A 19,204-nucleotide genomic window follows, 5' to 3' on the forward strand; every position below is an offset into this window, starting at 1 on the left:
GGTTCCGCTGGGACTTGACGAGGAGAACCTGGCCCCGGTTTGGCACGACTTCAGCCGGACGCCGCACCTCATGGGGATAGGCGACTCCGAGTCGGCGGGGCCGGCCGCACATCCGGTGCACCGCCGCCGGGGGAGTGATCCCCCACCCAGACCGGAGAGAAAACCGATGGCTATAACCGCACAGAACCCCACCCCGCCACAGGCCGCCAGGCCTGCCGGGGGCTCCGTCACGCGGCCGGGCGACAAGATCTTCGCCGGCCTCTCCCGTGGTTCCGGCATCCTGCTGCTGGTGATCATGGCGTCGATCGCGATCTTCCTGACGATCCGCGCGATCAACGCGATCTCCAAGGACCAGGGCAACTTCCTGACCACCTTCGAGTGGAACGCCGGCGCCAACCCGCCGGTCTTCGGCATCGCCGTGCTGGCCTACGGCACGATCGTCAGCTCGGTCATCGCGATGCTCATCGCGGTCCCGGTCGCGGTCGGCATCGCGCTGTTCATCTCGCACTACGCGCCGCGCCGCATCGCCTCCCCGCTGTCGTACATCGTCGACCTGCTCGCCGCCGTGCCCAGCATCATCTACGGCCTCTGGGGCGCGCTCTTCCTGGTCCCGCACCTGACCGGCCTGAACATGTGGCTGGACGACTACCTCGGCTGGACCGTCGTCTTCGAGAAGGAAGACCCGCAGGGCGCGGCCCGCTCGATCTTCACCGTCGGCATCCTGCTGGCGATCATGATCCTGCCGATCATCACCAACGTCAGCCGCGAGGTCTTCCGCCAGGTGCCGCGGATGCACGAGGAGGCCGCCCTGGCCCTCGGCGCGACCCGCTGGGAGACCATCCGCATGTCGGTGCTCCCCTTCGCCCGTTCCGGCATCATCAGCGCCTCGATGCTCGGCCTCGGCCGCGCCCTCGGCGAGACGATGGCCGTCGCCACGGTCCTGTCGGCCGCGCCGATCCTGTCCGCGCACATCCTGGACCCGGTCGGCGGGACCTTCTCCCAGAACATCGTCGCCAAGTTCGGCGAGGCCAACGAGTTCGGCCGTGACGCGCTGATCGCCTCCGGTCTGGTGCTCTTCGTCATCACCCTGCTCGTCAACGGCGCCGCCCGCGCGATCATCGCCAAGCGCAAGGAATACTCGGGGGCCAACGCATGAGCCACGCCATAGCAGACAAGCGCTCCGCCCCCGCGGTGCCGCAGCGGGCCCTCGCCCAGCGCCGGCTCCCCAAGTGGGCCCCGGCCGGCATCGCTGTCGGCTCGGTCGTGGTCGCCGTCGGCATCGGCCTCGGCGCCGGCCTGGACAGCAAGATCCAGTGGGGTCTCATCGCCGTCCTGCTGTTCGTCGTCGGCACCTATGCGATCGCCACCGCGGTCGAGGGCCGCCGCCAGGCCAAGGACCGGGTCGCCACCAGCGTGATCTGGGCGTCCTTCATCCTCGCCGCGCTCCCGCTCTACTCGCTGATCGCGACCACGGTCAGCAAGGGCGTCAAGATCCTCGACGGCGCCTTCCTCTCGCACTCCATGAACGGCGTGCTGACCATCGGTGAGGGCGGCGGCGTCTACCACGCCATCATCGGCACCCTGGAGCAGGTCGGCATCGCCACCGCGATCGCGGCCCCGATCGGCATGCTGACCGCCGTCTACCTCGTCGAGTACGGCAAGGGCCGGCTGGCCACGGCCGTCACCTTCTTCGTCGACGTCATGACGGGCATCCCGTCGATCGTCGCCGGTCTGTTCATCCTGTCGACCTGGAACCTGCTGCTGGGCTTCGGCCCCTCGGGCTTCGCCGGTGCCATGGCCCTGGCCATCCTGATGATGCCGGTGGTCGTCCGTTCCACCGAGGAGATGCTCAAGCTCGTCCCGAACGAGCTGCGCGAGGCCTCGCTGGCGCTCGGTGTGCCGAAGTGGCGCACCATTGTGAAGGTGGTCATCCCGACCGCGATCGGCGGCATCACGACGGGCGTCATGCTCGCGGTCGCCCGTATCGCCGGCGAGAGCGCCCCCATCGCGCTGTTGGTCTTCGGAAACAACCTGATCAACAACGACCCGTTCAACGGCCCCCAGGCCTCGCTGCCGTTCTACATCTACCAGCAGTACCAGAACGGCAACGAGCCGAGCTACGACCGGGCGTGGGCGGCGGCACTCGTGCTGATCGCCTTCGTCATGATCCTCAACCTGCTGGCCCGCGGCATCGCGCGCTGGAAGGCCCCGAAGACCGGTCGCTGACGCGGCCAACATCAGCGACCCAAGGATTGCGAGCAACACCACCATGGCCAAGCGAATCGACGTCAGCGGTCTCTCCGCCTACTACGGCGGCTTCAAGGCGATCGACGACATCTCGATGAACATCGAGCCCCGCACGGTGACGGCCTTCATCGGCCCCTCCGGCTGCGGCAAGTCCACCTTCCTGCGCACCCTCAACCGCATGCACGAGGTCACCCCCGGCGGCCGTGTCGAGGGCAAGGTGCTCCTGGACGACGAGAACCTCTACGGCCCCGGCGTGGACCCGGTCTCCGTGCGCCGCACGGTCGGCATGGTCTTCCAGCGCCCCAACCCGTTCCCCACGATGTCGGTCTACGACAACGTGGCGGCCGGCCTGAAGCTGAACGGCGTCAAGAAGAAGAGCGACCTCGACACGATCGTCGAGAAGTCGCTGCGCGGCGCCAACCTCTGGAACGAGGTCAAGGACCGCCTGAACAAGCCCGGCTCGGGCCTGTCCGGCGGTCAGCAACAGCGTCTGTGCATCGCCCGCGCCATCGCGGTCGAGCCCCAGGTCCTGCTCATGGACGAGCCCTGCTCCGCGCTCGACCCGATCTCCACCCTCGCCATCGAGGACCTGATCGGCGAGCTCAAGGAGCGCTTCACCATCGTCATCGTGACCCACAACATGCAGCAGGCCGCCCGCGTCTCCGACCGCACCGCCTTCTTCAACCTCTCGGCGGTCGGGCAGCCCGGCAAGCTCATCGAGATCGACGACACGGAGCGGATCTTCTCCAACCCGTCCGTGCAGGCGACCGAGGACTACATCTCCGGTCGCTTCGGCTGAGCCGCGGCGCAGCCGACCAGAGCCGTCCTGCGGTGCTGCATGGCGGTGCCACCGCAAGACGAAGGGCCCGCCCCCGAACGGGGGGCGGGCCCATTTGCGTACGGTCCCCGGCAGGGCGTCCGCGGCAGGCCGTCCGCGGCGGGTTGCCGCCGGCAGGCGCCCGCGGCCCGGCGCCCCCCCCCGCGGGGGGGGGGCGGGCGGCGGGGGCCGCCGGAGCCGCAGGGCGTGGGGGCCCGCGGCGGGCCCGCGGGGCGGCCGGGGGGGGGGGGGGGGGCGCGGCCGCGCGCGCGCGCCGGGGCGCCCCACCGGCAGGAGGGGCGCCGGGCCGCGGGGACCGGCTCAGCCGAAGGCCAGGTGCACCACGTAGTAGACCAGCGCCGCGACCAGGGCGGCGGCCGGCATCGTGATGAACCAGCCGGTCACGATGTTCTTCGCGACGCCCCAGCGGACCGCGTTGACCCGCTTGGTCGCACCGACGCCCATGATCGCCGAGGTGATGATGTGGGTCGTGGAGATCGGCGCCTTGAAGATGTAGGCGGTCGTGTAGAGGATCGACGCCGCCGTGGTCTCCGCGGCGAACCCCTGGGGCGGGTCCAGCTCGATGATCTTGCGGCCGAGGGTGCGCATGATGCGCCAGCCGCCCGCGTACGTGCCGAGCGAGAGCATCGCGGCGCAGGCGAACTTCACCCACAGCGGGATGCCGTCGCCCTCCTCCTGCACATCGGCGATGGTCAGCGCGAGCACCACGACGCCCATCGTCTTCTGCGCGTCCTGCAGGCCGTGGCCGAGCGCCATGCCCGCCGCCGAGACGGTCTGGGCGATGCGGAAGCCGCGCTTGGCCTTGTGGGGGTTGGCCTTACGGAAGATCCACAGGATGGCCAGCATCACCAGGTAGCCGACGACGAGGCCGACGATCGGCGACAGGAACATCGGCAGGATGATCTTCTCCACCACCCCGGACCAGATGACCCCGGTGCCGCCGGCCAGCGCCGCCCCCACCAGACCGCCGAACAGGGCGTGGCTGCTGGAGGAGGGCAGGCCGTAGTACCAGGTGATGAGGTTCCAGACGATCGCCCCCACCAGCCCGGCGAAGAGGATCGCCATGCCGGTCTGCCCGTGCGGCGTCTCGATCAGGCCCTCGCTGACGGTGTGGGCGATCCCGGTGCCGAGGAAGGCGCCGGCGAGGTTCATCACCGCGGCCATCGCCAGCGCCGCCCGCGGGGTCAGCGCCCGGGTCGACACGGAGGTGGCGATGGCGTTCGCGGAGTCGTGGAAGCCGTTGGTGTACGTGAAGAAGAGCGCGACGCCGATGGTCACGACCAGAGAGAAGGTCTCCACCGGGGTCAGGACTCCTTGACCGCGATGGTCTCCACGGTGTTGGCCACGTGCTCGAAGGCGTCCGCCGCCTCCTCCAGGACGTCCACGATCTGCTTGAGCTTGAGCACCTCAATGGCGTCGTACTTGCCGTTGAAGAGGTGGGCCAGCAGCTTGCGGTGGATCTGGTCCGCCTGGTTCTCCAGCCGGTTGACCTCGATCCAGTACTCGGTGAGGTTCTCCATCGTGCGCAGGTGCGGCATGGCCTCCGCGGTCAGCTCGGCGGCCCGCGCCAGTACCTCGATCTGCTGCTCGACCCCGCGGGGGAGCTCCTCGATCTGGTAGAGCACGACCAGGTCGACGGCCTCCTCCATGAAGTCCATGATGTCGTCGAGGGACGACGCCAGGGAATAGATGTCCTCACGGTCGAAGGGCGTGATGAAGGAGGAGTTCAGCTGGTGGAAGATCGCGTGCGTCGCGTCGTCCCCCGCGTGCTCCGCGGCACGCATCCGTTCGGCGATCTCCGAGCGGGTGGCCGAATCGGCCCCGAGCAGTTCCATGAGGAGCTTCGATCCTGTGACGATGTTGTCCGCGGATGCGGCGAACATGTCGTAGAAGCTCGTCTCCCTGGGGGTCAGACGAAAGCGCACGTGAAGTCCTCGGAATACATCGGTTTCGGTCGCATCGATGCTAGGCGCATCATCCGGCCACAGCTAACCGGCGTCCTACAGTGTCGCTCATCACCGCGCGTGCGCCCCCGCTGGGGTTCTGCGGGCACGCTCGCACAATGGGCCGAATTCGGTACGATATACCCTGCCGGGGTATAGGGGGCAGGAGGGACATCATGACCGTCACCGAGACCGGCGGCACGCCGGAGCACACGGAGTCGCCGGAGCACGGCACCGGGCACGCGGCCCACGCCGATCACACCGGGCACGCCGAAGCGGCCGGGGAGGGCACGGAGCCGGGGCACGAGGCGCACCAGCACGGCTATGCCAAGCAAAGGGACCAGCACCTCAAGCGGCTGCGCCGGATCGAGGGGCAGATCCGCGGTCTGCAGCGCATGGTCGAGCAGGACGTGTACTGCATCGACATCCTCACCCAGGTGTCAGCCGGCACGAAGGCTCTGCAGTCCTTCGCGCTCCAGTTGCTGGAGGAGCATCTGCGGCACTGCGTCGCCGACGCCGCGGCGAAGGGCGGACCGGAGGCCGACGACAAGGTGGCCGAGGCGACCGCCGCCATAGCCCGGCTGCTGCGGAGCTAGCGACCGGCCCCCGCCGACCACCGCGTCCCCTGCGCGGGTACGCGGGGGTTCACGTTCAGCACCTCGTCGATGCGCTCGGAGCTCAGCCGTTCCTCGGTCGTCGCCGACGCCGCGATCATCAGCTCGCAGCACAGCTCGATCTCCGCGAGGGCCACGTGGACCTGATCGTCCTGGTCCAGGAGCCACATCGCCACGTGCACCACCTCCTCCCCGCCCAGCGTAGGGACTGGTGCACGGTCCGTGCATGACACGGACGGGCCATTTCGGCAAGCCCTCAGGGGCCGGTCGCAGAAACGATCTTCCCCGTGTAGATGTCGGTCTCGCGGGGCAGCGTGACCCGCACCGGCGTCCCGAACGCGTACATCCCGGTCGTGGAGACCACCGTGACCTGGGCGGGCGCGCTCCGCGTGCCCGCGCCCCCACCGTTGCCGAAGGTGAAGCGCTGCCGCACCTTGCGCAGCCGGCCGTCCTCGTCGAGCCAGGCGTCGAAGGGCACCCGGGTCACGCTGAAGCCCTCCGCCGCGGCCGCCAGCTCCGCCCGCACCAGCGGGGACGCGAGGCGCGCCGCCTCCGCGATGTCCGTCACCCCCCGGTAGTGCCGCACCCGCACCCCGTCGAGGGTCTCCACCCCGCTCTGCCGCACCTCCCGCGCGGCCCGCAGCAGCTCCGCGGCCACCAGGGGATCCGTCACACCGCCCGTGACCAGGTTGCCGTCGGGCAGCCGGGTCGTGTCGACCCGCACCCACTTGTCGGCGGGCACGCCCTCGCCCCGGTTCTTCATGTAGAGCGCGCCGGGCGTGAGCAGCTCGGTGACCGGATCGTGCTCGGCGGCCCCGGCCGCGTCCGGCGGCAGGACGACCCGGAGACTGCCGCGCCGCCCGGCGTAGTCGAAGGAACCGGTGCCCTTGATGACGACCTTCGTGCCGCCGCTGGCCGTCTCCATCGACGTACGGACCTTTGAGCTGCCCGCGGCGACCAGGGTGTCCACCGCCTGCCGCAGCGCCTCCCGTGAGCCGGCCGGGACGCTGTCCACCTCGACGGCCTCCCCGGCCGAGCACCCCGCCACAGCCAGCGCGCACAACCCGAGACCGACGGCCGCCGCAGTCGCCCGGCTGAGCTGCCCCATCTCCGCCAACCCCCTGCACCATGCCGCGCCTCGGACGTCGTCGGGCATAACGAGGGTCAGGGCACCGCGTCACGGCCGGTAGCTTTGTTCCGTGCCTCCCAGCGATCCGCCCCCCTCCGCCCACCGGGCGACCACCACGGACAAGGGCGCCTTCTCCCACGCGACCTGCGTCTGCGGCTGGCGGGGCCCGGCCCGCCGCGCCCGCGACCGCGCCCGCCGCGACGCCGTCGAGCACGAGCGCGCCTGACGGCGGCACGGCCAACGTCACATCCCCCGCCCGCAACCGGTCACCTGTTCCCCACCGTCCTCACGGACGACCAGACGGGGGAAGCGGAGCGGAGGCCCCACCTTGAACCGACGAACACTGATCCAAAGCGGCGTCGGCATCGCCGCGGCGGGCTGGCTGACCGCGGCCTGCGGCCCCAAGGGCGGCGGCACCGGGGCAGCGGGCGGCCGCACGCCCGACGGCCCGGGATCCGGCGCCACGACCTCCGGGGCCGCCTCACCCGCCACCTCCGCCCCCGCCTCACCGAACGCCCGCCCCGACTGGAAGGCCCTCGGCCGCTCCCTGGACGGCCGCCTGGTGCTCCCCGACGACGCCGACTACGCCACCGCGCGCCTCCTCTACAACACCCGCTACGACGGGCAGCGCCCGGCCGCCGTCGCGTATGTCTCGGGGACCGGGGACATCCGCGAGGCCCTGGACTTCGCCCGCCGCACCGGCGTCCCCGTCTCGATCCGCAACGGCGGGCACTCCTACGCCGGCTACTCCGGCGGCAAGGGGCGGCTCGTCCTCGACGTCTCCTCCCTGGCCGCGGTGAACGTCTCCGGCGGCACCGCGACCATCGGCGCCGGGGCCAAGCTCATCGACGTCTACACCAAGCTCGGGGCGCGAGGGCGCACCCTGTCGGCGGGCTCGTGCCCGACGGTCGGCATATCCGGCCTGACCCTCGGCGGCGGCCACGGGGTGCTCAGCCGCGCCTACGGGCTGACCTGCGACAGCCTCACCGGCGCCGAGATCGTCACCGCGGGCGGCCGCGTGCTGCACTGCAGCGCCAGCGAGAACCCGGAGCTGTTCTGGGCGCTGCGCGGCGCGGGCGGCGGCCAGTTCGGCGTCGTCACGAATCTGACGTTCGCCACCCACGCCTCCCCCCAGGTCGTCACCGGCTATCTGACCTGGCCCTGGAGCAAGGCCGCCGCCGTCCTGCGGGCCTGGCAGGAGTGGGGGCCGACCCAGCCCGACGAGATCTGGTCCGCGCTGCACCTGGACAAGTCGGGCACCGGTTCCCCGCGGATCAGCATCGCCACCGTCGGCATCACCTCACGCGACGAGCTCGCCAACGCCGTGGACCGGCTCGCCGACCGCGTCGGCGCCCCGGCGAGCACCGTCTCCCTCCACCCGCGCACCTACCTCGACGCGGCCCTGGCCTACGCGGGCTGCTCGAACCTCAGCACCGCCCAGTGCCACCTGCCCGGGAACACCCCGGGCCGCAGCCCCTCGGGCCGGCTCGGCCGCGAGACCTACACGGCACGCTCCGACTTCTACGACCGCTCGCTGTCCGCCGCCGGCATCCAGACCCTGCTCTCGCAGGTCGAGGGGGTCCGCTCGGGCTCCGGCAGCGTCTCGCTCACCGCCCTGGGCGGCGCCGTGAACCGGGTCTCGCCGACCGCCACCGCCTTCGTGCACCGGCGCTCGCGCTTCCTGGCCCAGTACATAGAGGCGCCCGGCACCACGAGCTGGCTCTCCGGGCTCCACACCGCGATGCGCCGCCACGCCTCGGGCGCGGCGTACCAGAACTACACCGACCCCACGCTGGGCGACTGGCGCACCGCCTACTACGGCTCCGCCGCCGACAAGCTCACCCGCCTGAAGGCCCGCTACGACCCCTCGCGGCTGTTCGCCTTCGCGCAGGCGCTGTAGCGCCGCCCCGTACGCCGTCGGCGGCCGTCAGGCCGCCAGGTCCTTCTCGGTCGCCGACGGCTCCGGGTAGAGCTCGCCCCGGCGGCCCTCCCGGCTCCCGCGCGCCTGCACGAGCACGCCCAGCCGGGAGCCGGCCACGGCACTGGTCAGCGGTGTCAGCAGCGCCAGCGCGGCCGGGGCGAGCAGCAGCGCGACGGCCGTGCCGAGCGCGAAGCCGCCCAGGACGTCGGTCGGGTAGTGCACGCCCATGTAGACGCGGCAGAAGCCCTCGGCCAGCGCGACGGCGATGGCGGCCAGGCCCCACTTGCGGCTGACCATGAACAGGCCCATCGCCACGGCCATGACCAGGGTGGCGTGGTCGCTGACGAAGGAGAAGTCGGTCTTCCCCTTCACCAGGACCTCCAGGCCCTGGTGGTCGACGAAGGGCCGGGGCCGGTCCACGAAGTTCCGCAGCGGCACGTTGAGCACCAGCGCGATCGCCGCCGCGAGCCCGGACCAGATCACGCCCGCCACGGCCGCCGGCGCCTCGGTGCCGCTGCGCCGGGCGACGCGCCACCAGCACCAGCCGGCGATCAGCACCATGAGCAGGATGAGGCCGTACTCGCCGACCGCCTCCATCACGCGGTCGAACCAGCGCGGCGCGTCCTTCGCGAGGCCGTTGATGTCGCGGAGCAGGCTGACATCGGGATTTGAGCCGTCCAGCGAGAGCCCTGACACCGGTGTCCCCTAACTGTCTTCCGCCGCACCCCCGTGCACGTCCCGTGTGGAGGTCGATTCTCCCCCCTCCAACGGGCGGCACGGTACGCAGCGTTCCGGTCTCCACCGGATGATCACCAAGGTGTTATCGAAGGGAGACACGTTTCCCGCATGGCGGGGCGGGGTGTTCACCCACAGCGACATCGCGGCCGGCGGCCGCGGCGGCTACACCGCCGCCGCGCCCGCCGCCGTCACACGCGTCGCCCCGATGTAGTCCGGGGTGTCGATCTTGTCGAAGCGGATCACCGCGCCGGTGTAGGGGGCATTGATCATGTATCCGCCGCCGACGTAGATCCCCACGTGGTGGATGGACCGCGGGTCGGTCAGGTCGTTGGCGAAGAAGACCAGGTCGCCCGGGAGCAGCTCGTCCCTCTTCGGATGCGGACCGGCGTTCCACTGGTCGTTGGCCACGCGCGGCAACTCGATGCCCACCGAGTGGTACGCCGCCTTCGTCAGGCCCGAGCAGTCGAACCGGCCCCCCTGCTCCGGCGTGCCGTTGCCGCCCCACAGATACGGCGTGCCCAGCTTCTCCTGGGCGTAGTAGATGGCCCCCGCCGCCTGCCGCGACGGCGCGACCGCGCCCACGGGCGCCGCGAAGCTCTTCTGCAGCGTCGTGATGATCCGGACGTAGTTCTGGGTCTCCCGGATCCGCGGCACCCCGCCGGCCTGGATCACCCGGTACGCGCCCGCGTTGTAGGCGGCGAGCATGTTCTCCGTCAGGCTCCCGGGCACGTCCTCGACATAGCGGGCCAGCTCGCAGTCGTACGAGGCCGCCGAGGGGATCGCGTCCGCCGGGTCCCACACGTCACGGTCCCCGTCACCGTCCCCGTCCACACCGTGCGTCGCCCACGTCCCGGGGATGAACTGCGCTATCCCCTGCGCCTGGGCGTGGCTCTGCGCCCTCGGGTTCCAGCCGCTCTCCTGGTAGAGCTGGGCCGCCAGCAGCGCCGGGTTGATGGCCTCGCAGAGGTTCCCCCACTTCTGCACGAGGTTCTGGTAGGCCGACGGCACCGCCCCCTTGGCGAGCGTCACCGCCCCGCCGCCGCCCGTCAGGTTCGCCGCCACCAGATACGTACCGACGACGAGCAGCGTGACGAACGACATGAAGAGGCCGCCCACGACCCCCGTGACCAACCAGGCCTTGCGCGCGGTCCGCGAAGCCGCCGTCACCCGCCCCACCCCTTCATCGGTTCACCCTGCCCGGCACGGAAGGTGACGGTGCGCCAGGCCCTGGGGAAGCATCCCCACCCGTCGCGCCGCCAATCGTTGCCCTCCGCTCACCACCGTGATACACAGAGTAGTCAACAAAGTCTCATCGAACACCGGATCGCACGCCAGTGTGTCCAGTCTGACGGTTGCGGCCCGGATCACACCGGGGAATCGGCTGAGAAAGTCGCCGAGTCGACATACGACGGCGGCATCCTCCGCCAAGATAGACCTTGGCTCCTTGCGCCCCGGCGAGGACGTCAACTGATCTAGCGTGGTGGTGAGTTCTCATGTTCCTGGCTGCCGACAAGGGCGACATCAACACCATCATCGGTGGTATCGCCCCGGACTGGGGCCCTTTCGGCTCTCTGGGGAACGAAGCGCGCGTCATGATCGAGGTGGTCATGGCGGTGGCGATCCTGCTGTGCCTGGCCATCGCGATCTGGGGTGCGGCGAAACAGCGCATCGGAGCGACGGCGCTCCGCGACACCTTCAGTGCGGAGCAGGGCAAGGGACTGATCATCGCCGGTCTGACCGGCGTGTTCATCATCGGCTCCCTCGGCACGCTCTTCACCATCGTCTACGGGATGGCGGTCTAGCGACCACGCGTCGGACCCCGCACCATCCCCCGCGCACTGTCCCCGAGGGGCCCGTCCCGGCCCCGCACCCCACCCGAGGCTGTCTGCTGATGCCCACTCACCCGATGACCCCCGAGGGGGCGAGCCGCCGATGAGCCTCGGCCAGGACGGCCCCCCGACCCGTACCCGTCTCCCCGAGCCCCTCGCCGGCACGGGCGGCCCCTCCCGCCGCCCGCAGCGCTCGAGCCGCAACCTCGTCACGGTCGTCGGCGTCGTCGTGCTCCTCATCGCCGCCATCGCCTTCGCCAACCGCGGCGGCGGCTCCCCCTCCGACTCCCCCGACGCCGGCAGCCGGGGCACCGGCTCCTCCAACGGCGCCCGGTCCCAGCCCACATCCCCCACCGGCACGAAGCCGGTGGACGGCAAGAACGCGGGCATCCCCACCGGGTACGCCCGCACCGACCAGGGCGCGCAGTCCGCCGCCGCGAACTACGCGGTGGCCCTCGGCTCCGACGGCATGTTCAACGCGAACCGCCGCGCCGATATCGTCGGCACCGTGTACGCCCCGGACGTCGCCGCCGGCCAGCGCAGCGCCCTGAACAAGGTCTACTCGGACGCGGCGTTCCTCAAGCGAATCGGCCTCGACGCGGACGGATCCCCGCCGGAGGGCATGACCTTCGTGTCCCGGACGACGCCGGTCGGCACGAGGCTGGACGACTTCTCCGGCAAGGCCGCCGTCGTGGAGGTCTGGTACTCCTCCCTGTTCGGGCTGGCGGGGGAGGGTTCCACCAACCCCGTCTCGGAGAGCTGGTACACCAACACGTTCCGGCTCAAGTGGGCGGACGGCGACTGGAGAATCGTCGACTTCGAGCAGAAGGACGGCCCGGTCCCGGTCGGCCGGGACCAAGCGGCCTCGTCCGCCGAGGACATGTCCGACGCCGTCAACGGGTTCGGGGGGTTCACTTATGCGCGGTAGCCGCCGCACCTTCACACTCGCCGCCGCCTTGGCGGGCGTCCAGACCGCAGCCGTCCTCTTCGCGTCGCGGGCTCTGGCCGCCCCTTCGCCGACGCCCGCTCCCAGCGCCGGCAACAACCCCTGCGACCTGATCCGCGGCCCCGCACGCGACTACTGCGAGGGCGGTGGCGGCTCCGGCCACACCCCCTCGGTCGCGGACCCCCTCGACCCCCTCGCCTCGCTCGCGCGCGGCTGCGCGGACGCCGCCGCCTGGGTCATCGACGGCCTCTCCAAAGCGGTCAACAAGACCGCCGCCGTGGACTTCACCAACAAGGCGTTCCTCACCCAGTACGCCGTCGTCTTCGCCGCCTCCACCTTCCTCACGCTCCTCCTGTGGCTGCTGGCCGTCGCCAAGCGCGCCGTACGCGGCGTTCCCCTCACGGAGGCACTCACCGAGGCCGTCGGCTTCCTCTGGCTCACCGTGGTCGCCTCCGCCTTCACGCCGCTGATCCTCTACACCGTCGTGTCGGCCACCGACGGCGTCACGGAGGTCATCGCGTCCGGCACGGCCGCCGACACCGACACCTTCTTCGGCACGTTCCAGGACGCGTTGACCAAGGGCTCCGACATCGGCGGCGGCCCGATCATGCTCATCGTGGTCTCCCTGGTCTCCGTGGTCGCCGCCGGCGTGCTGTGGCTCGAACTGGTCATCCGCGCCGCGCTGCTGTACGTCGGCGCACTGCTCGGCACCGCCGTGTACTCGGGCCTGGTCGACAAGAACATGTGGCACCACGTGCGCCGTTGGGCCGGAATCATGATCGCGGTGATCCTGGTCAAACCGGTGATCGTGATCGTGCTCGGCCTCGCGGGCGCGCTCAGCAGCTCCGACGGGCCCACGGCGTTCGGCGCCGTCGTGTCGGGTCTGGCCATCATCCTGCTGGCCATCTTCGCCAGCGCGATGATCTACCGCTTCGTCCCCGGCTTCGGCGACGACGTGGCCAGCCTCCGCAGCAACCGCAAGGCGAGCGCCGAGTCCCAGGCCGCCGCCGTCATCTCCTCCCCGGCCGCGCTGGTGAAGCAGGGCATCAAGACGCACAGCACCCGCGGCGGCCCCCAGGAGCAGGCCGCGGGCGGCGCCGCACAGCCCGCGAACGCCGTGCCCAGCGGCATCGCCGCGCACAGCAGCCGCAACGGCACCGCCCCGGCACCGGCCCCCGCGCCGCGCACGAACCCTGACCGCGGCAACGGCGGCGGATCCAGCAGCAAGACAGCAGGAGGCGACAGCCGGTGACGTCCCAGCCCTACGCCCCACCGCAGCAGCGCCGCACGTACCTCATCGGCAAGGCACGCCCCAACGCCATCGTCGGCAAGAACCGGGAGACCGGCGAGATCGCCCTGATCATCGCCGGCGCGTTCCTCGGCATGATGTCCGGCCTGCTGATCCCCATCCTGCCGCTGCGCATCCTCGGCCTGACCGGCTGGCCGCTGCTCGCCTTCGCCGCCGTCTACATGCCCTACCGGCGCCGCACCTTCTACCGCTGGTTCGAGATCAACCGCACCTACCGCCGTACGCTGCGCTCCGCGCCCGCGTACCGCTCCCCCGCGGCGGAGGCGGGCACCCGGCTCGACGGCCGCGAGGTGGAGATCGGGCCGCCGCCCGGCATCGGCCGCGTCACCTGGCTGTCGGCGCCCTTCGGCCCGGACGAGATCGCCGTGCTGCTGCACGTGGACCGGCGCACCGTGACGGCCGCCATCGAGATCGAGGGCCCCGGCGTCGGCCTGCGCGACAGCGAGGACCAGGAGGCCCTGGTCGAGCGCTTCGGCACCCTCCTGAAGCACGTCGCCAACGGCGACGGGTTCGTCACCCGCCTCCAGATGCTCGCCCGCACGCTGCCCGCGGACCCCGACGCCCACGCCAAGGACGTCGCCCTGCGCGGCGACGAGCGCGCCGAGCAGTGGCTCAAGGACTCCTACGACCAGCTGCAGTCGATGGTGTCCACCTCCTCCGAGCAGCACCGCGCCTACCTCGTCGCGTGCATGCACTACAGCCGCGAGCTCGCCGCCGAGGGCAACGCCATCGCCCGCGCCGCGGGCGGCGGCCGCAAGGCCCTCGACAAGGACGCCGGCATCGCCGCGGTCATGGCCCGCGAACTCACCGACATCTGCGCCCGCCTCACCGAGGCCGACATCCGGGTCCGCCAGCCGCTCGGCCAGGCACGGCTGGCGTCGCTGATCCACTCCATGTACGACCCGGACCACCCGATCGACCACATCCAGGCGATGACCCGCCGCAACGCCTGGCCGGCCGAACTGGACGCCACCGAGCCGACCTTCCTCCAGGCGAAGACCCGCGAGTCGGCCACCCGCGCGCCCTGGTGCCACTCCACGGCCTGGGTCAAGGAGTGGCCGCTGACGCCGGTCGGCGTCAACTTCCTCGCCCCGCTGCTGGTCCACACCCCGGACGTCATCCGCACCGTCGCGGTCTGCATGGACCTCGAGCCGACCGACGTCGCCATCGAGCGCATGCTCACCGAGAAGACCAACGACGACGCCGACGCCAGCCGCGCCGCCAAGATGAACCGCGTCGTCGACCCCCGCGACATCGCCCACCACACCCGTATCGACCAGCGCGGCGAAGACCTCGCCTCCGGCGCCGCGGGCGTCAACCTGGTCGGCTACATCACCGTCTCCTCGCGTTCCCCCGAGGCCCTCGCCCGCGACAAGCGCACGATCCGCGCCTCGGCGGGCAAGTCGTACCTCAAGCTGGAGTGGTGCGACCGGGAACACCACCGGGCGTTCGTCAACACGCTTCCGTTCGCGACCGGCATCCGCCGCTGAGGGGCCGGGAGGTAGCACCATGCGCCTGTGCGCACTTGACGCTCCGTCTCCAGGGACGGCGCTAATGGGAAGGACGACAGGGACAACGATGCCACGCCGGAGCCCGCGCCCCGGGCGCGACGACCGCTGACGCCGAGGAGGCGCTCCACCCATGGCCATGCTGGACCCCCTCGCAGCGATCACCGACGCCTTCACCGGCTTCCTCTTCGGCAAGGTGGAGACCACCCGACTCCCCGTCCGCACCTCCACCGGCCAGGCCCAGGCCGTCTACCTGCCGACCGCCGCCCCCGGTCTCGGCGACTCCGGCGTGATCATCGGCCGCGAGGTCTACTCCGGCAAGGGCTACATCTACGACCCCTTCCAGCTGTACGGGCAGCAACTCCCGGCCCCGCACTGGCTGGTCCTCGGCGAGTCCGGCAACGGCAAGTCGGCCCTGGAGAAGACGTACGTCCTGCGCCAGCTGCGCTTCCGCGACCGCCAGGTCGTCGTCCTGGACGCACAGGGCGAGGACGGCGTCGGCGAGTGGAACCTGATCGCCAAGGCCCTCGGAATAACTCCCATCCGCCTGGACCCGATGGCCGCCCTCGACGGGGGCATCAAGCTCAACCCGCTCGACCCCGCGATCACCACCACGGGGCAGCTCGCCCTGCTCCGCACGATCATCGAGGTGGCCATGGGCCGCGGGCTGGACGAGCGCTCCGGCTTCGCCCTCAAGGTGGCCCACGCGTACGTCCACGAAACGGTCACCGACCGCCAGCCGATCCTCACCGACATCGTGGAGCGGCTGCGGCACCCCATGGCCGACTCCGCCGAGTCGATGAACGTCGAGCTCGAGGACGTCCGCGCCTGGGGCCTGGACGTGGCCCTCGTCCTCGACCGGCTCGTCGACGGCGACCTGCGCGGCATGTTCGACGGCCCCACGACCGCCGGCATCGACCTCGACGCCCCGCTCATCGTCTTCGACCTGTCCCACATCGACCGCAACTCCATCGCCATGCCGATCCTCATGGCGATCGTCGGCGTCTGGCTGGAGCACACCTGGATCCGTCCCGACCGGAGGAAACGCATCTTCCTGGTCGAGGAGGCCTGGCACATCATCAACAGCCCCTTCGTCGCGCAGCTCTTCCAGCGGCTGCTGAAGTTCGGCCGCCGCCTCGGCCTGTCCTTCGTCGCCGTCGTCCACCACCTCTCCGACGTCGTGGACGGAGCCGCGGCCAAGGAGGCCGCGGCGATCCTCAAGATGGCCTCCACGCGGACCGTCTACGCCCAGAAGGCCGACGAGGCGCGCGCCACGGGACGGGTGCTCGGCCTTCCCCGGTGGGCGGTCGAGATCATCCCCACCCTCACCCCCGGCATCGCCGTCTGGGACGTCAACGGCAACGTGCAGGTCGTCAAGCACCTCATCACCGAGAGCGAGCGGCCGCTGGTCTACACCGACCGCGCCATGACCGAGGCCTCGGGGGACGAGCACCCCGAGTACGAGCCCCGGGTCTCCCTCGACAAGCAACTGGCCGACGACGCGGTGGCCTGAACGGGGGCCTGACCATGGCGAGACAGCAGCGCACCGGGCAGGAGCACGAGGGCGGGATCCCCGACGGCCTGATCCTCGGCGTGATGGGCTTCCTGCTCGGCATGACCATCCTGGTCTGGACGGGCACCGGGATAGCCGGTCTCGTCTCCCACGGCGCCTGGCCCGCCGAGGTCCACTTCACGCGCACGCCCGTGGCCATGCGCCACCTCGTCGCCGAGCCCCACGACATCGCCGGGGCCTGGCGGCCCGCCCCGCCGGCCGGACTGCCCGGATCCGGTCTGTTCTGGGGCGTGTTCATCGGGCAGCTGATGGTCCTGTTCGTCCTCACGGTCTTCGTGATGGGCGTCATCGCCCGTACCCGGCTGCGCCGCGCGGCACGCCGCACGGCACGGCGTACGGCCGCCCTGAAGGCCGCGGAGGCCGCCGCGGCGCCCGATACCCCGGCACGGCCCCAGGAGGCCGCACAGCGGCCCGTGGAGGTACCCGAGACGCTCGCCCCCGCGACCGTGCCGACCGGCGCGCCCACCGCGGCGCCGGCGGGCGCCGTCGGCGTGCCCACCGCGAACCCCGCGGCCCCCTCCGTCAGCACCGACCGCGAACTCACCCGGACCTACGCCGTCTTCGCCCCCGCTCGCGGCGACAAGGGCAAGCGTCTCGTCCAGCCGGCCGTCCTCAACGCCGCGGGCCCGGTCGTCGTCACCACCGCGGACCCCGACACCTTCCACCAGACCGTCGGCAACCGCGCCAAGCTCGGCCCCGTCCACGTCTACGACCCGGCCCACCTCGTCGACACCCCGGCACGGCTCCGCTGGGCCCCCCACTCGGGCTGCGACGACGTCCCCACCGCCGTCACCCGCGCCCGCGCCCTGCTCTTCCCCGTACGGCCGCGCGCCGCCGTCGACGCCGCCATGTTCGACGCCGCCGAGACCCTGCTGCGCTGCTGGCTGCACGCCGCCGCCGTGGACGGCCAGCCGTTCCGCCAGGTGCACCGCTGGGCGGGCGGGGCGTCCGGCCGGGACGCCGTACGCATCCTGCGCACGCACCCCAAGGCGGCCTCCGGCTGGAGCGGCGAGCTGGAGTCCGTCCTCCACGCCCACGCCGACCGCCGCGACGCCGCGCAGGCCCTGGTCCACCGAGCCCTGGAGTCCCTCAACTCCGTCCACATCCGCGACGCCTGCAATCCGGGTCGTGCGGACGGCCTCGAACTGGAGTCATTCCTCAAGGATCTGGGCACGCTCTACGTGGTGGGCGAGCCCAACGAGGACCCGCGAACCCACCCGGGTGCGATGCCGCTGCTCACCGCACTCGTCTCCAGCGTGGTCGAGCACGGCCGGCGCATGGCCGCAGGGTCATCCTCCGGTCGGCTCGACCCACCAATGACGCTCGTCCTCGACGACATCGCCACCCTCGCGCCGATCCCGGAACTGCCCGACCTCCTGGCCACGGGCACCTCCACCGGCCTGCCCGCCCTGGCCGTGCTGCGCTCCCCCGAGCAGGCCCGCGACCACTGGCGCGCCCCGCTCTGGCAGCGTGCCGACGTCCGCCTCGTCCTCGGCGAGCGGCCGCCCGCCCTCCTCGACGAGGTCCCGGACGCGGTCCACCTGCCCTGAACCTGCCCGCGGCTCCCGCGCACCCCGCTGACAGCCTGCCGCCTCCCCGCACGGCCGCGTGCCGCGCAGCGGATCCACGATCACCGCAACAGCCGAGAGGTGTGCATGCCCACGGGCAGAACCGGCACCGTGGCGGCGCTCGCGGGGGCCGTGGCCCTCGCGGCCTTCACCGCCCCACCGGCGGACGCCGCCGACACCGGCGTGACCGTCTCCAAGATCGTCGTCAACGGCGGCAAGCCGATCATCGCCGGCGCCTCGACCACCGGTGGGGCCACGTCACCCGCCGACTACGTCGACGTGCGACGCCCCCGCTCCGCCACGCGTCACCGGGCCCCCGGGGCCGCCGCCCCTGGCCGGGGGCCCGGTACGCGGACCCGGTTCCGCACCGCTACGGCCGCTCCAGCACCATCTCGTACTCGGTCCGCGACTCGTCCAGCGGGAAGGGCATCGTCCGCCCGGTCCTGACGAAACCGAGCCGCGTATAGAACGCCTGGGCCCGGTGGTTGTCCTCGTGCACCCACAGCCGCACCCGGCCCACCTTCTCCGGCAGCTCCCACGACCACTCGATCGCCGCCCCCAGCAACTCCGCGGCGAGGCCGCCACCCCGGAACTCCGGCCGTACGTACACCCCGACGAGGTGCGTCTGCGGCTCCTCGAACTCCTCGCCCGACTCCACGAGCACGGCCACATTGGCCACCCGCTCGCCGACCTCGTCCTCGGCGATGAACGACTGCGTCTCCGCCCGCTGTTGCCACACCTCGTCGGCGAAGGCCTCCTCCGTCTCATAGGTGTTGACGAAGGCGACACTGCCGGCGGGATCCTTCAGGGCCTCCAGTCGCAAGGTCCGCTGGGCCCGCCATTCGTCGGGGCGGGAGGCTCGTATCGTGTAGATCATCATGGCGTGATGGTACGCAAAAAAGCCCCGGCTCCCGAGTGATTAACTCGGGAGCCGGGGCTCTGAATGATTGTTCGGCGGCGTCCTACTCTCCCACAGGGTCCCCCCTGCAGTACCATCGGCGCTGAAAGGCTTAGCTTCCGGGTTCGAAATGTAACCGGGCG

At 71.4% G+C, this 19,204-nt stretch carries 19 protein-coding genes and 1 rRNA gene; 12 read left to right on the forward strand and 8 right to left on the reverse strand.

Going from position 1 to position 19,204, the window contains the following annotated elements; genetic code table 11:
• Positions 1 to 166: 166 nt before the first annotated feature.
• The 3 genes from pstC to pstB are packed head-to-tail and all read left to right on the forward strand — an operon-like array spanning position 167 to position 3,046.
• The gene (gene pstC / locus AB0F62_RS39885) at positions 167 to 1,156 is read left to right on the forward strand and encodes a phosphate ABC transporter permease subunit PstC (protein WP_361810968.1); all 990 of its coding nucleotides are present in this window, start codon (positions 167 to 169) and stop codon (positions 1,154 to 1,156) included.
• Positions 1,153 to 2,226, forward strand: a complete 1,074-nt coding sequence (pstA, locus tag AB0F62_RS39890) for a phosphate ABC transporter permease PstA (protein WP_361810970.1) — start codon at positions 1,153 to 1,155, stop codon at positions 2,224 to 2,226. The genes pstC and pstA overlap by 4 nt, the downstream gene beginning before the upstream one ends.
• Before the next feature lie 43 nt (positions 2,227 to 2,269).
• Entirely contained in the window at positions 2,270 to 3,046 is a 777-nt protein-coding gene (gene pstB, locus AB0F62_RS39895; RefSeq protein ID WP_319139071.1) for a phosphate ABC transporter ATP-binding protein PstB, read from the forward strand.
• Between the two features lie 339 nt (positions 3,047 to 3,385).
• On the opposite strand, the gene AB0F62_RS39900 is transcribed toward pstB, so the two are convergent.
• Positions 3,386 to 4,384, reverse strand: a complete 999-nt coding sequence (locus AB0F62_RS39900) for an inorganic phosphate transporter (RefSeq protein WP_361810972.1) — start codon at positions 4,382 to 4,384, stop codon at positions 3,386 to 3,388.
• 5 nt (positions 4,385 to 4,389) lie between these two features.
• Positions 4,390 to 5,010 carry a DUF47 family protein gene (locus AB0F62_RS39905; protein WP_361810974.1) on the reverse strand — a complete coding sequence of 207 codons (621 nt, stop codon included), beginning with the start codon at positions 5,008 to 5,010 and terminating at the stop codon, positions 4,390 to 4,392.
• A 194-nt stretch (positions 5,011 to 5,204) separates the two neighbouring features.
• Here AB0F62_RS39905 and AB0F62_RS39910 point away from each other — a divergent pair, with 194 nt between their 5' ends.
• On the forward strand, positions 5,205 to 5,624 hold the full coding sequence (locus AB0F62_RS39910; RefSeq protein ID WP_361810976.1) for a metal-sensitive transcriptional regulator: 420 nt from the start codon (positions 5,205 to 5,207) through the stop codon (positions 5,622 to 5,624).
• Here the strand turns inward: AB0F62_RS39910 and AB0F62_RS39915 are convergent.
• Together AB0F62_RS39915 and AB0F62_RS39920 are read right to left on the reverse strand one after the other, a co-directional pair.
• Positions 5,621 to 5,812: a hypothetical protein gene (locus AB0F62_RS39915; RefSeq protein ID WP_361810997.1), complete on the reverse strand. Its 192-nt coding sequence runs from the start codon at positions 5,810 to 5,812 to the stop codon at positions 5,621 to 5,623. The two genes, AB0F62_RS39910 and AB0F62_RS39915, sit on opposite strands and share 4 nt — an antisense overlap.
• Before the next feature lie 86 nt (positions 5,813 to 5,898).
• A complete protein-coding gene (locus AB0F62_RS39920) occupies positions 5,899 to 6,750 on the reverse strand; it encodes a hypothetical protein (RefSeq protein ID WP_361810978.1) in 852 nt (283 codons plus the stop codon).
• A gap of 91 nt (positions 6,751 to 6,841) precedes the next feature.
• Between AB0F62_RS39920 and AB0F62_RS39925 the strand changes: the two genes are divergently transcribed.
• Both AB0F62_RS39925 and AB0F62_RS39930 read left to right on the forward strand, forming a co-directional pair.
• Complete coding sequence (locus AB0F62_RS39925) at positions 6,842 to 6,997, forward strand: hypothetical protein (protein ID WP_361810980.1); 156 nt, start codon at positions 6,842 to 6,844, stop codon at positions 6,995 to 6,997.
• Between the two features lie 102 nt (positions 6,998 to 7,099).
• The gene (locus AB0F62_RS39930) at positions 7,100 to 8,671 is read left to right on the forward strand and encodes an FAD-binding oxidoreductase (RefSeq protein ID WP_361810982.1); all 1,572 of its coding nucleotides are present in this window, start codon (positions 7,100 to 7,102) and stop codon (positions 8,669 to 8,671) included.
• A gap of 27 nt (positions 8,672 to 8,698) precedes the next feature.
• Here AB0F62_RS39930 and AB0F62_RS39935 read toward each other — a convergent pair whose 3' ends face one another.
• Both AB0F62_RS39935 and AB0F62_RS39940 read right to left on the reverse strand, forming a co-directional pair.
• Positions 8,699 to 9,388, reverse strand: coding sequence for a phosphatase PAP2 family protein (locus tag AB0F62_RS39935; protein ID WP_361810984.1), 690 nt, complete (start codon positions 9,386 to 9,388; stop codon positions 8,699 to 8,701).
• Between the two features lie 204 nt (positions 9,389 to 9,592).
• A complete protein-coding gene (locus AB0F62_RS39940) occupies positions 9,593 to 10,531 on the reverse strand; it encodes a bifunctional lytic transglycosylase/C40 family peptidase (RefSeq protein ID WP_361810999.1) in 939 nt (312 codons plus the stop codon).
• 392 nt (positions 10,532 to 10,923) lie between these two features.
• Here AB0F62_RS39940 and AB0F62_RS39945 point away from each other — a divergent pair, with 392 nt between their 5' ends.
• The 6 genes from AB0F62_RS39945 (at position 10,924) to AB0F62_RS39970 (ending at position 18,145) form a co-directional block, all read left to right on the forward strand.
• Positions 10,924 to 11,232 carry a hypothetical protein gene (locus AB0F62_RS39945; protein WP_319140882.1) on the forward strand — a complete coding sequence of 103 codons (309 nt, stop codon included), beginning with the start codon at positions 10,924 to 10,926 and terminating at the stop codon, positions 11,230 to 11,232.
• 130 nt (positions 11,233 to 11,362) lie between these two features.
• The gene (locus AB0F62_RS39950; RefSeq protein WP_361810987.1) at positions 11,363 to 12,187 is read left to right on the forward strand and encodes a hypothetical protein; all 825 of its coding nucleotides are present in this window, start codon (positions 11,363 to 11,365) and stop codon (positions 12,185 to 12,187) included.
• The gene (locus AB0F62_RS39955) at positions 12,177 to 13,457 is read left to right on the forward strand and encodes a hypothetical protein (RefSeq protein ID WP_361810989.1); all 1,281 of its coding nucleotides are present in this window, start codon (positions 12,177 to 12,179) and stop codon (positions 13,455 to 13,457) included. Before AB0F62_RS39950 ends, AB0F62_RS39955 begins: the two co-directional genes overlap by 11 nt.
• The gene (locus tag AB0F62_RS39960) at positions 13,454 to 15,004 is read left to right on the forward strand and encodes an SCO6880 family protein (RefSeq protein ID WP_361810991.1); all 1,551 of its coding nucleotides are present in this window, start codon (positions 13,454 to 13,456) and stop codon (positions 15,002 to 15,004) included. The genes AB0F62_RS39955 and AB0F62_RS39960 overlap by 4 nt, the downstream gene beginning before the upstream one ends.
• Positions 15,005 to 15,161: 157 nt before the next feature.
• Positions 15,162 to 16,535, forward strand: coding sequence for an ATP-binding protein (locus AB0F62_RS39965; protein WP_361811001.1), 1,374 nt, complete (start codon positions 15,162 to 15,164; stop codon positions 16,533 to 16,535).
• A gap of 14 nt (positions 16,536 to 16,549) precedes the next feature.
• Positions 16,550 to 18,145 carry a TraM recognition domain-containing protein gene (locus AB0F62_RS39970; RefSeq protein WP_361810993.1) on the forward strand — a complete coding sequence of 532 codons (1,596 nt, stop codon included), beginning with the start codon at positions 16,550 to 16,552 and terminating at the stop codon, positions 18,143 to 18,145.
• Between the two features lie 388 nt (positions 18,146 to 18,533).
• On the opposite strand, the gene AB0F62_RS39975 is transcribed toward AB0F62_RS39970, so the two are convergent.
• A complete protein-coding gene (locus tag AB0F62_RS39975) occupies positions 18,534 to 19,043 on the reverse strand; it encodes a GNAT family N-acetyltransferase (RefSeq protein WP_361810995.1) in 510 nt (169 codons plus the stop codon).
• Positions 19,044 to 19,112: 69 nt separating this feature from the next.
• A 5S ribosomal RNA gene (gene rrf / locus AB0F62_RS39980) occupies positions 19,113 to 19,204 on the reverse strand; the annotation flags it as partial.

The sequence above is a fragment of the Streptomyces sp. NPDC026673 genome (assembly GCF_040638135.1).
Classification (GTDB): domain Bacteria; phylum Actinomycetota; class Actinomycetes; order Streptomycetales; family Streptomycetaceae; genus Actinacidiphila.